Source organism: Mycobacterium sp. IDUB_21 (genome assembly GCF_055419425.1).
The window spans coordinates 49,138-63,770 of sequence record NZ_JBVAXQ010000019.1; the positions used below are offsets into that span (position 1 = coordinate 49,138).

Here is a 14,633-nt window from a genome sequence, read left to right on the forward strand (position 1 = left end):
GTGGTCACCGCGGTCAATCCGGGCTGAGCGTGCCGGTGGGCGCCGTCAGATGGAGCTCACGTCCCGCAGAACGTCCGATACCCACCGAATTCCGGCGGCGCCGGCGCGGCGTAGTCCTGCAGGCCGTCGCGCTCCCGGTACGGCTCGGCGAGCACCTCCAGCAGCTTTCGGACCGGGTCGAGGTCGCCGCGCATCGCCGCCGTCAGGGCCTGCTCCACCAGATGGTTGCGCGGGATGTAGACCGGATTGACCCGGTCCATCGCGTCGACGTCCGGGCCGAGCGAACGCCAGTGCGTCAGCCAGTCGTCAAAGGCACCGTCGCCAAAGATGTTGTCCGCCAACACCCCGCCGACATTCCCGCGGCCCGACGCGCTCAAAGCCCGGAAGAACGAGGTGTAGTCGACGACGTTGTCCTTGAGCAGCGCCAGCGCCTGATCGATCAGGGCGGCGGCCTCCACGCTGCCGGCCAGCCCGAACTTGGCCAGCATTCCGGCCGACCAGTAGCCGTGATAGCGCGGCATGAACCCCTCCAGGGTTTCCACCGCCACCGACAGCGCCAGCTCCTCGGTGTCGGCGAACAGCGGCAGGATGGTCTCGGCGAAGCGAGCCAGGTTCCACTGCGCGACCAGCGGCTGATTGCCGTAGGCGTAACGGCCGGCGTGGTCGATGGAGCTGAAGACCGTCGCCGGGTCGTAGGCCTCCATGAACGCGCATGGCCCGTAGTCGATGGTCTCACCGGAGATCGTCATGTTGTCGGTGTTCATCACCCCGTGCACGAACCCGACCAGCATCCATTTCGCGATCAGCGACGCCTGGGCCTCGAGTACCGCTTGAAACAGTGCGAGATAAGGGTTTTCGGCCTGCGCAGCCTCGGGGTGGTGGCGGGTGATCGCGTAGTCGGCCAGCCGGCGCAGCAACCTCAGATCACCGGTAGAGCGGGCCTGCTGGGCGACGAGCTGGAAGCTGCCCACCCGCAGGTGGCTGGCGGCGATACGGGTCAGCACCGCCCCGGGTAGCAGGCCCTCTCGCCGCACCTGGGTTCCGGTGGCGACGACGGCCAGGGACCGCGTGGTGGGTACACCGAGGGCGTGCATGGCTTCGCTGATCACGTATTCGCGCAGCATCGGGCCGACCACGGCCAAGCCGTCGCCGCCGCGGGCGAACGGTGTGGGTCCGGAGCCCTTGAGGTGGATGTCGCGGCGGTGGTCACCGGCCAGTTCGCCGAGTAGCAGGGCGCGCCCGTCGCCGAGCAATGGGACGTAATTGCCGAACTGGTGACCGGCGTAGGCCTGCGACACCGGGACGGCGCCTTCGGGAATATCGGTGCCGGTCAACAGCTTTAGACCGGCAGAGCTACGCAGCCAATCCGGGTCGAGGCCCAGTTCGTCGGCTAGGGGTTCGTTGAACACCAGTAGCTTCGGGTCGGGCGGGGCGGCGGCCTGCCACGGGGTGGCCAGCTCGGGGAACTCGCGGGCGAAGTCGGCGGTCAGCAGCGGGGGTGGCACTCCGCCAGCCTACGGGCAGATCGGCCGCCATTCAGGCTGGCGTCACATCCACCACATCCGTACCGCCGGAGTCGGGGTGTGTGAGGTTCGGATCGGATAGCACGGATGCCGCTCGTCATGACGACACAGATACGTTCTGGGATCGGTTATATGACCGGACGTCGGCCGGTTTTGAGGTGCGCCCACCTATTGCGTTTGGAACCCGCTGGCCCGTATTCACGCAGCCATCCCCGATGCTGCACGTCGGTCTCCGCGCACTGTCTGCGGTGACGTTCGATGTCGTGGGCGTCGGTAGTGGCAGGCCAGAACCCGAACTCGCCGGCCAACTCTCGCAATAGCCGGGCACACCGACGACGACGGCGCTATGTGTGCCGCTACCCTTGCGACGGTGACGGATCGGCGCCGCTGGGATACGGCCAAGACCGCGGCGTGGCGGATCGGGATCGCGCTCGTCGTGGCCGCGATCTTCATCGGCCTGATCCAGGCCAACCGCCTCCATCCGATGCGCCCGCAGATCCCGATCCCGCAGGCGCACGCGATCGGGCCGGGCATCGGCATCGACGTCTCTCCCGCCGGCGACGGCAACTCGGTCAGTTGCACCGCGGGGTTTCTGGTGCGCACCCGCGACGGTCGGTCCGGGCTGCTGGCGGCCGGACACTGCAACCCCGACGGCGGAGCCGGGCAGGTGGTGATCCGCCATGGTGGTGCTTTCGCCTACCACAATATCGGCACGTTCACCGAAACCGTGTACGACGGCAGCAACTGGGACGACTACGACATCGGGCTGATCACCCTGGATGATCCGGGCAAGATCCCTCTGACTTCGGTCGTCGACGGGCATCCGGTGACAGGTGTGGCAGCGCGGGTCGATGTCGGTGATGTGCTGTGTCACTTCGGGATCCGCAGCGGCGGGCCGGTGTGCGGGCCGGTGGTGGCCGCCGAGGTGAACAAGGTCCGGTTTGAAGCCGGCGGTACCTGCGGCGACTCGGGCGGGCCGGTGTATCGGCTCGGTGATGACGGCACCGCCGAGGCGGTCGGCATCTACATCGCGGTCTCCGACGGCACCTACTCCGAGCCGAAGTGCGAAGACCCACACCCGTTCTCGATCGCCCAGACCATCACGCCGTGGCTGTCGGCGTGGGAGCTGACACTGGACACCACGGCCGGGCGCTGATGCGGCTACCTGACCGAATAAGCCGGTCCAGCAGACTCACCTCGCGCCGTCTTCAACGCCGCAGCACGAATCCAACGCAACATTTGATTCGTCGCCACGACGTGTAGCCGCGTCCCAATCACCAGCGCACGATAGGCGCGCCCGTGCAGCCCCGGGAAGGCCGCATAGGACCGGGCATGCACGCACGTGCCGCCGGCAGACGCATCGCTCAGCTCCAAGACCAGCCGATAACGCGAGAAGCGGTGCCGCCCGGCCAGACTGAGCCGCTGCTGCTCGACACTTTCCACCACGTCGAAACCGGCCCGGGGTTGCGGGCCGAGCAGCGCGACAAGGGGATTGCGCTCGGTTCCGCGCAGCATGGACTCGATGTACCGGTGCAGGCCGGTCCACACGACATTGCGCGGTGCGTCGATGCGTACCGTGTGCTCGTCGATGTAGGGCAGGTCGATGGTCATAGCGATCACCCTCTCTCGGTCGAATTGGCCTGCTTGAACCTTTCGGATGCCAGACAGCGTGCCTGCTCGGCGACCGCCGCGCGCAAGCTAGCCACGTCATCCCAACCACGACCGGCCTCCATAGCGCGCCGCGCCCCACGGACCGCCAGCGGCGGCTGACCTGCCAGGCGTTCGGCGAATTCGAAAGCCGCCGAATCGAGTTCGTTATCGCCAACCATCCGGTTGGCCAACCCGATCCGCAGCGCCTCATCGGCACCGATCACCTCACCGAGCAGGATCAATTCCCTGGCCCGGCCTTCCCCGACAATGCGCGGCAGCCGAAACGTCGCACCCATGTCGGGCAGCAGACCGTAGCGGGTCTCGGTCAACCCGACCCGGGCACTCTGGCTGAAGATGCGGAAATCGCAGGCCAACGCGAGCTGCAGGCCCGCCCCGTAGGCGTGGCCGCGCACCGCGGCGATGCTGGGACAGCCCAGCTGGGGAATCCACTCGAAGACCCCGGCCACCTCAAGTCCCAGATCCACGGTCTTGTCGTCGAGGGGTCGCTGGGCGAGCGCGGCCAGCGTGCCGGCCATGTCTTCGACCAGGTCGATGCCGGCCGAAAACGACGGTCCGTCGCCGGTGATGACTAGACATCGCAGTGTCTCGTCGGCCCTCAGCTGCCCACCGAGCTGAACCAGCTCGGCGCGCATCGCAGGATTCAGCGCGTTGCGCTTGTGCGGGCGTGCCAACGTGAGCGTGCCGACGTGCCCGCGCCGGTCATAACGGATGGCCTGATAATCGCTCATGCCGGATTGCACCTCCCCACGGTGATGAGCCCGTCACTTCACTAGACGATCCAGCACCGCCGAACGTGACACCAGCGCGGTGTCACAATCCGCGGTCCCCGACCGTCTTACCGAGGGACACCCAAAATAGAAAGGATTGAAACGATGAACAGTGCACTGTGGGCCGCCCAACTCGTCCTGGCCGCGGTATTCGCCGCATCGGGAACCGCCAAAATCACGATGCCCCGCGAGCGATTGCTTGCCACCGGCCAGACCGGGGTGGCGATGTTTCCCATGCCGGTGGTGCGTTTCACCGCGGCGATGGAACTGCTGGCGGCCGTCGGGCTCGTGGCGCCACGGCTCACCGGGGTCGGGCAGGTGCTGACGCCGCTGGCCGCCGCGGGATTGTGCGTGGTGATGGTCGGCGCCGCCTGGGCGCATTCCCGGCTACAGGAGCCGTGGAGCGTCGCGCTGAACGCCGTGCTGTTCGGTGTGGCCGCCTTCGTGGTGGCCGGATCTCTGCTCTGAACTCAGAACGTGTCGACGAAGCGCGGCCGCGGCGCGTCCTGCCCGACCGCAACCGACACCGCGAGTGTGGCGGCGATCAGCGAGCGGGTCTCGGCGGGATCGATGACGTCGTCGATCTCGAAAATCGCTGCGGCATTGAGGGCTTTGGCGTGCTCCTCGGCGGCGGCGGTGGCCTGCCGGACTCGTTCCTCCCGCTCGTCGTCGTCGGCGATGGCCTCGAGTTCCTTGCGCAGCCCCAACCGGACCGCACCTTCGAGTCCCATCGGCCCCAGGTGCGCGCCGGGCCAGGCCACCGTGAGCACGGGTTCGTGCAGGCTGCCGCCCATCATGGCCTGGGCACCCAGCCCGTAGCCGCGCCGCAGGATCACCGCGATCAGCGGCACCCGCAGCGCTGCGCCGGCCACCAGGAGCCGAGATGCCTTTCGTACCAGGGCTTCTGCTTCGGCGCCGGGGCCGACCATGTAGCCGGGGCAGTCGACCAGCGACACCACGGGCAGGCCGAAGGCGTCGCAGAGTTGCAGGAAACGCGCGGCCTTGTCCGATGCGCCGGCGGTGATGGCGCCGGCCATCACCATGGTGTTGTTGCCGATGATGCCGACCGGGCGGCCCTCGATACGGGCCAGCGCGGTGACCATCTCGGGTGCGAACTTCTCCCTTAGGAAGGTCACCGAGTCGGTGTCGGTGATCGTCTCGATGATCGGTTTGAGCGGGTAGGCGCGCCGGGCACGATCGGGAATCATTGTCCGCAAGGCGTTCTGGTCGCTGGCCGGGCCCGGTGGGGTTGCGCCCTGAAAGTAGCCGAGGACTTGCTTGGTCACCGTTACGGCTTCGGCTTCGTCGGCCACCACGACGTCGACGACGCCGTTGGGGGCCTGCACGGACAGCGGTCCCACGTCATCGGGGGCGATGTGGCCCAGGCCGCCGCCGGCGATCATCGCCGGGCCCGCCATGCCGATGGACGTGTCGGCGGTGGCGATGATCAGATCCGAGGTGCCCGCGATGACGGCGTTGCCGGCGAAACAGCGGCCCTTGACCACCGCGATACGCGGGACCAGTCCGGAAAGCTTGGCCCACAACGCGAATGCCGGAACATTCAGTGACGACACGGTCGGATAGTCGGTGTCGCCGGGGCGTCCGCCGCCGCCTTCGGCGAAGAACACCGTCGGCAGGAGCATCTTCTCGATCAACGCGAACAGCCGGTCCTTCTTGAGGTGGCCCAGCGCGCCCTGGGTGCCGGCCAGCACGGTGTAGTCGTAGGCCAGCACCGCGCAAGCGCTGCGTTCGCGCCCGAACAACGCGCCGTTGATCGAGGCGGTACCGGCCAGCATTCCATCGGCGGGGGTGTTGGCGATCAGGTCGTCGACGTCACGGCGGGCACGTTGGGCGGCGATCGCGAAGCGCCCGTACTCCACGAACGTGCCGGGATCGACCAGGTCGGCGATGTTCTCGCGCGCCGTGCGGCCTCCGGCGTCGTGGCGGCGTTGCACCGCCTGCGGGCGTGCGGCGTCTTCGGTCAGCGCACGGCGGCGCAGTAACTCGAGATGGTCGTCGCGCAGCGGGCTGTCGGGCATGAAGGGGTTCCTACACCACCAGCGTCTGGGTCGCCAGCCCTGCCGTCCCGGCGGCATCGAACACCGTCGTCTGCGTCATCGCCCCCGCCCCGGGCGTCACGCACGTGCGCGAGTCCATCCCGATCCACTGGCCCACCGGATCGCGGTGCAGCACCACCGCGAAATCGCAGTTGATCGCCGGATGCTCCGCCGGCGGGGCGCACGCGCTGATCCCGCTGCCGGAGTCCCCCACCGTCAGCACCCGCTGCCACGGCGTCATCACCTCACCGTCGACCAGCGCCACATTCGGGCGCGCCCAGGCCCGTGCCGGACCGTCCGCGGCGAAACCGCCGCCCTCGAAGCACCAGTCGATCGCCGACAGATACCCGCCGGCATGCCAGCCGTCGGGAAACGTGAACGCCTGCGCGGTCGGCTCGTCCCCGCCCGGTGCCGGCTCGGGGGCGTCGACGGGGAAGTCGGCCGAGGCCGCGGCGATCCGCCAGGCCCGCCCGATCAGCACCGTGCGCCCGCCGGCCTGCGCGGTGGCCTGCAGCAGCTGCACCCGTTTGCCGGTGCGGACCTCCTCCACCGCGATGCTCAGCGGCCCCACCGGCACCGGGGTCAGAATGTCGATGCTCACCCGCGCCAGCCGGTGCCCGTCGCGCGGCTGATAGCGCTCCATTTCGCGGGCCAGCAGCGCCGACGGCGGCCCGCCGTGCTGGCTCGACGCACTCCACGGCCCGGCGGTCGACGGTGAGCTGTCGAACCGTCCGGGCCCGGTCTGGGTGTAGAACGCCTGGCCATCCACGGATCTCAGGCTAGCCGCCCCCGCCCCCTACGCTGAGGGCCATGGCGAACGAGGAACAGCAGCAGTCCTGGGCGACCCAAGGTGTGGACTGGGTCGATCACGCGGCGATCTTCGAGGCGGCGCTGGCGCCGTTCGCCGACGCGGTGATCCGGGCCGCCGACATCGGTTCCGGCGCCGGGGTGCTCGACATCGGTTGCGGCTCAGGGACTCTGCTGCAGCGGGCGGTGGCGCTCGGGGCGCTCCCGGCCGGCGTCGACATCTCCGAGCCGATGGTGGCCGCAGCCCGTCGGCGGGTGCCCGAGGCCACCGTGTCACTCGGGGATGCCCAGACCATGGATCTGCGGGAGGGCCGGCCTGCGTTCGACCGGATCGTCTCCCGGTTCGGGGTGATGTTCTTCGACGACCCGACGGCCGCGTTCACCAACATCCGTCGCGCGGCAGCGCCCCGAGCCCGGCTCGCGTTCGTGTGCTGGCGCGAAGGCGACAACCCGATGTTCTCCGTGGGCGTCGACCTGCTGGCTGCGCGGCTGGAATCACCGCCTGCACCAGCCGATCCCACCGCGGCGGGCCCGCTGGCTTTCGGCAACGCCGAGCGGGTGCGGGCCATCCTGACCGACGCCGGCTGGAGCGACGTCGACCTGGAGGCGTTCGACGGGGTCTGCGACTTCAGCATCGACGGCAGCGACGGCGTCGAGGAACGCCTGACGATGATCTTGTCCAACCGCACCGGCCAGCAGGCCCGCACCGAGTTGGCGGGCCGGCTCGGCGAAGACGGCTGGGCCGCGCTCGTCGAAGAGCTACGCGACGAGCTGCGCCGGCACCGGGTCGACGGGGCGGTGAAGTTTCCCGGGCATACCTGGGTGGTCAGCGCGGTCAATCCGGGCTGAGCAGGATCGGCAGGGCGCCCGCGATAGCGTGACGGATATCGTTCCGATCACCCGTAAGGACACCTGTTGACCCCACACTCGTTCGACCGCGCCATGCGCCTTGAATCCGTCGGCACTGACCTGGTCCGGGGCGCCACCGAGCCGGAGTGGGCCAACATGGTCGGGCCGTTCGGCGGGATCACCGCGGCGGTGCTGCTGCGCGCCATCGAATCCCACCCCGACCGCATCGGCGACCCGCTGGCGTTGACGGTCAACTTCGCCGCGCCGATCGCCGATGGCGAGTTCGACATCGCACTGCGGGCCGCCCGCACCAATCGCAGCAACCAGCACTGGGTGCTCGAACTTCGCCAGGGCGACGAGGTCAAGACCACCGCGACCGCGCTGTTCGGCCTGCACCGCGACACCTGGGCTGATGACGAAACCCACCCGCCCCGTGCCGCCGCCCCCGAGGATGTCGACTCCGGGAAGTTCGTCGACGCCATCGTCTGGGCCAAACGCTACGACATGCGTTTCACCGAAGGCCCGGTGCCGCTGAGGGCCGGTGAGCCCAGCGCGTCATCGACCACCACGCTGTGGGTGCGCGACGCCGACGGCCGGCCCCTGGACTTCGCCGCGCTGGCGTCGCTCTCGGATGTGTTCTTCCCGCGGGTGTTTTTGCGCCGCGGCAGCTTCATTCCGGCGGGCACCATCTCGTTGACCACCTATTTTCACGCCGATCAGAGTGAAATCGATGCTCTGGGTGATGATTTCGTGCTGGCCAGCGCGCACGCCAACCGGTTTTCGCGGGGCTACTTCGACCAGAGCGCGCACCTGTGGTCGCGCGACGGTGTGCTGCTGACCAGCACGCATCAACTGGTGTATTTCAAGGACTGAGCGTCGCGGGTGAATACCGCGATCGCCACGGCTGAACTAGCGTGCCGGGTATGCCCGAGGAACTCGGCGCCCACGCCGATGCCGCGCGAGAACGCGAGGCCACCCTGGCACGTCGGCTGCAGGCGTCCGCGCAGGCCGATCGAGCCTTCGTGGCGACGGCGCGCGGCGCCGCGCAGGTGGCTGTGCTCGGGCGCAAACGACTCGACGGCATCGAGGCCGAGATCCGCGAGGCGCTGGCCAACCATCGCGCGCTGGCCTTGGACACCCCCGCCGGCGCCCGTCAGTTCCAGCGGTTCCTGACCGCCAAGACGCGCGACATCAACCAGGTGGTCGCCGACACGCTCGCCGACAGTCGATCCCGCGCTCAACTGGTGCGGTCCCTGAGCGGTGGTTACTTGATCGAGGACCCGCGCAAACCGGGCGTCCAGGCCGTCGACCATGTCACGCACAAGCAGGCGCCGTCGCAAGCCGACGAGCGTCGGCTCAATCAGGTTGACGCCTTCAAAGAGGTCTTCGGGCGCGACCCGGTGTCGGCCTCCGACTGGACGACTGCGGCCGCGCTGGATGCGCACACCTACGACCCCAGGTTCCAGGGTGTGGAGTCCGAGGTTCGGGTGGTCAAAATCGATCCGGTGGCGGGGCAGGGGGTGGTTCGGGCATCGCAGTTTATTGAGCAGCCGTGGGTCGACCGTTTGGGCTCGCACGATGCCGGCAACGGCCGGGGACCCAACTCACGGTTCGACCCCGAGGACACCAAGGTCACCACTTACGTCGACTACGACAACGGTGTCGTGGTGATGCGTCAGAACCCGTCGGTCGAGCTCAATCGCGACGGCTCTGCGGGGCAAGTGAAAGTCGGTGTGCCCCAAGGCGGCGTGACGCAAGCCCCCGATGGATCGGTGCGAATCAAGTACGATGCGGCGAACCCGCTGGCGCCGAGCATCACCACCGATCCGCGCGGCCCGTTCGGAAGCCACCGACTGAGCGTGAACGGCGACCTGGTGTTCACCCCCGGTCCGGGTGGCGTGCATGTCGACGGCACCCGCACGGATTACCCGTCGCTGGAGGTGTACCAAGATCTGCCCAACGGCAGCAGCCGGATGGTGTTGATCGACCCGGCGCAGTCCGGAAGCACTACCGGGCCACTGCGCAACCTTCCGTTCCACCACGACGTCGGTATCGGCGGCAAGGCGTTTGCGCCGTTCGACCGCGGCGGGAGCTGGAATCCGCAGTTCGACGTCCGAACCCCACTGCCCGTCACCGATTTCGGGCCGACCAGCTCGCCACCGTCGGCACCCTTACCATCCGGTAAACCCGGCGGTGTCCCCCTCTGATCACCGAAAGGAGCCGATGCATGCCCAACGCCATAGTGGCCCGTATCCGCGACAGCGACCCCGCCTTCTGGAGGAGCGCCACCCGATCGGCACCGATCGTCGTCCAAATCGTCCTCGCGGCGATAATCGGTATCGGCTGGCTGGCGATGAGTGGGTCCCCACTCTCTTACGGGACAGCGTTTCGCTATCTGGCCGCGGCCGCGTTCGTCGTGTCGACCGCCGCCGCGCTGGCGGTCGGCTCGGTGTTGTTGCGCGCGGAGTCACCGCGTCGACGCGGTGTAGGTCTGGCCGTCTGCGGCTCAGCCGTGGTGGTCTTCATCAGCGGATTGTTCTACGCACTGATTTTCCTGCCGTGGTTGCAGAACGCATGACCACCCCGGCTACCGACACCGGCTACGGCCCGCACGGTTTCCTCGCCGCGCTGGCGACCATCGCTATCGTCGAGACCGTCACCTGGGTGTGGTTTCCCTATTGGATCCTCAGCCTGTACTGCTTGGGCATCGCGACCGTAGTCGTGGTATCGACCGGATTCTTCATGTCCCAGACAGGTGGGGCCAAGGCGGCCCAAATCGGCCGCGGGATCCTGATCGGCTATCTGGCCACACCGCTGACGATCGCCCTGGCCGTCATCCCGCCAGTCGTTGTCACCCAGCTACTGCATCTGGCCTGAAATCCCCGGCCCGACCCGGGTCGTCGTACTTGCCGGTGAGCAACTTCGACACCGTGCCCGGTTTCCACTCCCGGCCGGTCGGGGTGCGCTGCCCGGCCGAGTTGAGCACCCGCGCGGTGGCCGCCTGGGTGACACCGCAGCCGTACACCAGCCACCCCGCGTAGCGCTTCAGCAGTCGCTTGCGTTCCGGCCACGGCACCGCCGGCGATGGCAGCATCGGCGGCAGCGGGTGCACGCCGGCTCGGGCGCCCTCCGGCGTTTTCCGCACCGACTGCGGGGGCCGACCCTTGACCAGCGCCAGCTCGATCTCATGACCGAGGCTCTTGGCGCCCTCGGCGGCCAGCACCGCCTGGTCGAGGTCGTCGACGGCCTGCACCTCCCGCCGCAGCGCGAAGTCGATCTCGTTCATGCCGCCGTCCGTGGGCGCCGGGATGAGATCCCGGACCAGCAGCAGGTTCCGACCGTGGCGTTGCAGCACCAGACTCAGCCGCCGCAGGTGCTGCTCCCGGATGAAGTCCGGGCCGGGGAACGGCACCCAGACGTCCATCCGCCCGGCGATCGCGCGACCCAGCGCGGCGACCACGGCGTCGACCTCGGTCAGGTCGTCGGTGCCGCCGGCCTCCCCCTCGTCGAACCCGAACGCGTCGACGATCATGAAGTGCCGTTTGGCGGCGTCTCTGGCCAACTTGGCCCGGCCGGCCACCGTGTCGTGGTCCCCGAGCAGGATGACGCGGGTGACTGGCGAGTGCGACATGGATTACCTCCCGAATCTCAAGCCCCCGTGGGGAAGTACTTGTAAGCCGAATCTATCGGCGACCACCGACAAGTTTTACGGAGCCAGCCTTGCCAATGCCGCCCGGAAATCGTCGTTCGGCGACGAATCCCGCAGCACCGCACGCACATCCCGCAGCGCGTCGTCGGCGCTGATGCCGGCCCGGCGGGCCCCGTAGAGCGCGGCGATGGTTGGGGTGCGGCTGGCGGCCTGCACGCAGTGCACAAACACCGTGCGGCCCTCGGCGCGCAACTGCTCGATCGCCCGTACGGTGTCGACCAGCACGAAGTCCAGGTTCGGGTTCTCCCCCTCCTTGTCGATCAGCCGCACGTCGAGTTGCGGCGTCTCGGCCGGCACGTCGTCGTCACCGACGCGGCACAGCGACACCACCGCATCGACGTCGGCCGACTGCCGGTGCAGCGCGGCGATGCCGCCGATCCAGACCCCGTCGTCGTGCGGGTGCACCACCCTGGGGCGGGCTTCGGCGTAGTTGTTGTAGGTGTAGTCGAACTTGTCGGGCACACCCTTGTCGATGATCTTGTCGGCCAGCTGGTTCAGGCCGCGGGTCCGCAGCCCCGGCCAGCCATTGAGCTGTAAACGCCAGGACGACGGCACCGCCGACGCGCCGTATGCCGCACCCAACAGCCCGCCGGCGATCGCAGCGACCGTGTCGGTGTCACCGCCGCCGCGCACCGTGGCCTCCAACGCCAGGCGCAGGTGATCGGCACGGAACACCCCGGCGGCCGGATCCTCGTCGGGGACACCGGTGCCCGTGATCGCCGACCAGGCGCCCTGCAGCGCGGCCACCACCCAGCCGTTGTTGCGCGAAAACGCGCTCGGCTGAGTGCTTTCGGCCTCATCCAGGCGCTGCGCCCACACCTGCCGGCGCGCGGCGTCGAGGTGTTGCAGCCCGATGCGCGCATCGAGTTGCCCGGTCAACACCGCGTGCCGGATGGCGGTGCACCACAGCACGCACGCATCCCCGGCGTCCGGGTCGTAGTGGGTGAGCTCGCTGATCGAGCGGGCGGCCGCGACCAGCCCGGCCTCGTCGTCGAGGTAGGCCAGCGCCACCGGCGCGGTGCGCATCAGCGATCCGTTGCCCGCGGTGCGCCCGGTGTGTTCATGCAGCGCTGCGGACTCCTGCCACGCGGTCTGCGCGCTGATTCCCCGCCGGCCGGCCGCCGAGAGCACCGAGCGGGTTTGCACGCCGACGTCTTTGGCGCCGCGAGACCACTCCAGCCAGCGGGCGACGACGCGGTCCAGCGCCGCCTCGGAGCGCAGATCAGCACCCGTGGCGGCGACTTCGGCGATCGCGATCGCCATCGAGGTGTCGTCGGTCCACTCACCGGGCGCAAACGGCCCGAGCCCGCCGCCGATCATGTCGACCGGCTCGTCGGGCCCGCGGGGTCCGTCGAACTCATACCCGGCGCCCAGGGCGTCGCCGGCGGCGGTGGCCAGCAGCGCCCCGCAGGCCCGATCACGTTGTGCGGCAGTAAGCCCCATGGCGACTCCCCCTTCGTTCAGAACAGCTGACATCAGGGTATCGGCGGGCACCGACAAGTTTTTTCCACCGAACGACCGGCAGTTTTTGTCGGTCCCCGTGGCTACGTTCGAGCCATGGACGAACCACCCTTAGATTGGCCCGGCGTGCTGGAACCTTCGCTGCTGCCGGAGGACACCATCACCGCCGGGCACAAACTGGCCGATGCGGCCGAAGCCGGCGACTGGCCGGCCCTGTTCGATCTGCTCGATGCCACCCCGGCGCTCAGCGTCAACGAGTGGCGGCCCGGCAACCCCAACTGGCTCACTCCGCTGCACCAGGCGGCGTTGCTCGGCGCTCCGACGAAAGCCGTTGCCGCGCTGATCGAACGCGGCGCGCTGCGCTGCCTGCGCGACGCCCGGGGCTTTACCGCGTGCGACGTAGCCGAGGAGGCCGGGCGCGCGGCGGAGCTGCCCTGGATGCTGGCCCCGCCGCCGTCGCCGCTGGGCGCCGACCGGATCCGTGACCTCGACACCAACCTGGAGTGGGCGATCGACGGGGCCATCCGCACCGCGGGGCTGCTGGGGGCCTACAGCGACCACGATCTGCGTCGGGCGCTGCGCTATCCGCCGGTCGCGGTGCTGCACGAAGCGCCGGGCCGCTCGGTGCGCTTCGCGATCCCGGGGCTGCCCGGCGGGGCCCGGGTGACGCTGCGATGCGGCTACCTGGAGACGCTGGCCGCAGGGCAGACGCAGGTGGTCACCCATCGGGGCGTGGTGTTGACCACGGAAGGCGTCGCCTGGCCGTCGCGGTAGCGTTGCGGTCATGGCTTTCACACTCGCGGACACCCCCGATCAGCATGGCCGCACCTTCGTGGTGACCGGCGCCAATGGCGGACTGGGTGAGGTCGTCACCCGCACCCTGGTCGCCAACGGCGCCAGCGTGGTGATGGCCTGCCGCAACACCGCCAAGGCCCAGCAGATCGCCGACGGCATCGACGGCGACGTGCGGGTGGCGGCGCTGGATCTGGGCAGCCTGGCCTCGGTGCGCGACTTCGCCGCGCAACAGAACGCCTTCGATGTGCTGGTCAACAACGCCGGGATCATGAACATCCCGATGAAACGCACCGCCGACGGATTCGAGATGCAGTTCGGCGTCAACCACCTCGGCCATTTCGCGCTCACCGGCCTGCTGCTGGACCGCATCGGCGACCGGGTGGTGACGGTGTCGAGCATCGCGCACAAGCAGACCCCGAAGTTCTGGATCGACGACCTCAACTACGAGCACCGGTTCTATCAGCGCAACCTGGCCTACGCGCAGTCCAAGCTGGCCAACCTGATGTTCGCCCGCGACCTGCAGCACCGGCTGGTCGCGGCCGGCTCGCCGCTGCGCTCCTACGCGGTGCATCCCGGGGTGTCGGCGACCGGGCTGTTCGACAACGACAAGAGCCTGCCCGGCCTGTTCTCCAAGTACGGCATGACGCTCATCGGCCAGTCGCCCGAGCGGGCCGCCGAGTCGACCGTCTTCGCCGCCACCACCGCCGATGCCGACCCGGACACCTACTGGGGGCCCACGAAGCTGGGCCAGGCGCGCGGCCCGGTGGGCCCGTGCCCGTCGAGCAAGCTGTCGCAGGATCAGCGGCTGTGGCGCCGGCTCTGGGAGGAGTCGGAGAAGATGACCGGGGTCAGCTACCCGCTGTGACTTTGTCGCCTCAACAGCAACAACCGTCACCGCATGAGGGGTATGTGAGTAGTGCCCGCCTCACTCGAAAATTCAAGGTGACCAAAGACTGGTGAGCGGTCTCGGTGCTGGTGTTAGGCGGCGTCAGTG

The 14,633-nt window shown here is 68.9% G+C and carries 16 protein-coding genes; 9 read left to right on the forward strand and 7 right to left on the reverse strand.

Features of this window, described 5'->3' with window-relative positions; genetic code table 11:
- Window positions 1–56: 56 nt before the first annotated feature.
- Window positions 57–1,505, reverse strand: coding sequence for a protein adenylyltransferase SelO (locus ACZYY4_RS21740; protein WP_463812130.1), 1,449 nt, complete (start codon window positions 1,503–1,505; stop codon window positions 57–59).
- A gap of 388 nt (window positions 1,506–1,893) precedes the next feature.
- Between ACZYY4_RS21740 and ACZYY4_RS21745 the strand changes: the two genes are divergently transcribed.
- Window positions 1,894–2,679, forward strand: a complete 786-nt coding sequence (locus tag ACZYY4_RS21745) for a chymotrypsin family serine protease (protein ID WP_463812131.1) — start codon at window positions 1,894–1,896, stop codon at window positions 2,677–2,679.
- Between the two features lie 5 nt (window positions 2,680–2,684).
- Here the strand turns inward: ACZYY4_RS21745 and ACZYY4_RS21750 are convergent, their stop codons facing one another.
- Together ACZYY4_RS21750 and ACZYY4_RS21755 are read right to left on the reverse strand one after the other, a co-directional pair.
- On the reverse strand, window positions 2,685–3,134 hold the full coding sequence (locus ACZYY4_RS21750) for a hypothetical protein (RefSeq protein WP_463812132.1): 450 nt from the start codon (window positions 3,132–3,134) through the stop codon (window positions 2,685–2,687).
- Window positions 3,135–3,139: 5 nt separating this feature from the next.
- On the reverse strand, window positions 3,140–3,922 hold the full coding sequence (locus ACZYY4_RS21755) for an enoyl-CoA hydratase/isomerase family protein (RefSeq protein ID WP_463812133.1): 783 nt from the start codon (window positions 3,920–3,922) through the stop codon (window positions 3,140–3,142).
- 144 nt (window positions 3,923–4,066) lie between these two features.
- On the opposite strand from ACZYY4_RS21755, the gene ACZYY4_RS21760 reads away from it, so the two are divergent.
- On the forward strand, window positions 4,067–4,429 hold the full coding sequence (locus ACZYY4_RS21760; protein WP_463812134.1) for a DoxX family protein: 363 nt from the start codon (window positions 4,067–4,069) through the stop codon (window positions 4,427–4,429).
- A gap of 2 nt (window positions 4,430–4,431) precedes the next feature.
- Here ACZYY4_RS21760 and ACZYY4_RS21765 read toward each other — a convergent pair whose 3' ends face one another.
- On the reverse strand, window positions 4,432–6,000 hold the full coding sequence (locus tag ACZYY4_RS21765; protein ID WP_463812135.1) for an acyl-CoA carboxylase subunit beta: 1,569 nt from the start codon (window positions 5,998–6,000) through the stop codon (window positions 4,432–4,434).
- 10 nt (window positions 6,001–6,010) lie between these two features.
- Entirely contained in the window at window positions 6,011–6,787 is a 777-nt protein-coding gene (locus tag ACZYY4_RS21770) for a thioesterase family protein (protein WP_463812136.1), read from the reverse strand.
- A 41-nt stretch (window positions 6,788–6,828) separates the two neighbouring features.
- Between ACZYY4_RS21770 and ACZYY4_RS21775 the strand changes: the two genes are divergently transcribed.
- From ACZYY4_RS21775 to ACZYY4_RS21795, 5 genes are all read left to right on the forward strand, one after another.
- Entirely contained in the window at window positions 6,829–7,674 is an 846-nt protein-coding gene (locus ACZYY4_RS21775; protein ID WP_463812137.1) for a class I SAM-dependent methyltransferase, read from the forward strand.
- 63 nt (window positions 7,675–7,737) lie between these two features.
- Window positions 7,738–8,547, forward strand: coding sequence for an acyl-CoA thioesterase (locus tag ACZYY4_RS21780; RefSeq protein ID WP_463812145.1), 810 nt, complete (start codon window positions 7,738–7,740; stop codon window positions 8,545–8,547).
- A 50-nt stretch (window positions 8,548–8,597) separates the two neighbouring features.
- Window positions 8,598–9,881 (forward strand): DUF4226 domain-containing protein, encoded by a 1,284-nt coding sequence (locus ACZYY4_RS21785; protein ID WP_463812138.1) that lies wholly within the window; start codon window positions 8,598–8,600, stop codon window positions 9,879–9,881.
- A 20-nt stretch (window positions 9,882–9,901) separates the two neighbouring features.
- Complete coding sequence (locus ACZYY4_RS21790; RefSeq protein WP_463812139.1) at window positions 9,902–10,252, forward strand: hypothetical protein; 351 nt, start codon at window positions 9,902–9,904, stop codon at window positions 10,250–10,252.
- Window positions 10,249–10,551: a hypothetical protein gene (locus tag ACZYY4_RS21795; RefSeq protein ID WP_463812140.1), complete on the forward strand. Its 303-nt coding sequence runs from the start codon at window positions 10,249–10,251 to the stop codon at window positions 10,549–10,551. The genes ACZYY4_RS21790 and ACZYY4_RS21795 overlap by 4 nt, the downstream gene beginning before the upstream one ends.
- Here the strand turns inward: ACZYY4_RS21795 and ACZYY4_RS21800 are convergent.
- Window positions 10,526–11,305 carry a hypothetical protein gene (locus tag ACZYY4_RS21800; RefSeq protein WP_463812141.1) on the reverse strand — a complete coding sequence of 260 codons (780 nt, stop codon included), beginning with the start codon at window positions 11,303–11,305 and terminating at the stop codon, window positions 10,526–10,528. The two genes, ACZYY4_RS21795 and ACZYY4_RS21800, sit on opposite strands and share 26 nt — an antisense overlap.
- Before the next feature lie 75 nt (window positions 11,306–11,380).
- Window positions 11,381–12,826, reverse strand: a complete 1,446-nt coding sequence (locus ACZYY4_RS21805; protein ID WP_463812142.1) for an ADP-ribosylglycohydrolase family protein — start codon at window positions 12,824–12,826, stop codon at window positions 11,381–11,383.
- Between the two features lie 114 nt (window positions 12,827–12,940).
- On the opposite strand from ACZYY4_RS21805, the gene ACZYY4_RS21810 reads away from it, so the two are divergent.
- Window positions 12,941–13,618, forward strand: a complete 678-nt coding sequence (locus ACZYY4_RS21810; RefSeq protein WP_463812143.1) for an ankyrin repeat domain-containing protein — start codon at window positions 12,941–12,943, stop codon at window positions 13,616–13,618.
- Between the two features lie 10 nt (window positions 13,619–13,628).
- Window positions 13,629–14,504: an oxidoreductase gene (locus ACZYY4_RS21815; protein ID WP_463812144.1), complete on the forward strand. Its 876-nt coding sequence runs from the start codon at window positions 13,629–13,631 to the stop codon at window positions 14,502–14,504.
- The last annotated feature ends 129 nt before the right edge of the window (window positions 14,505–14,633 follow it).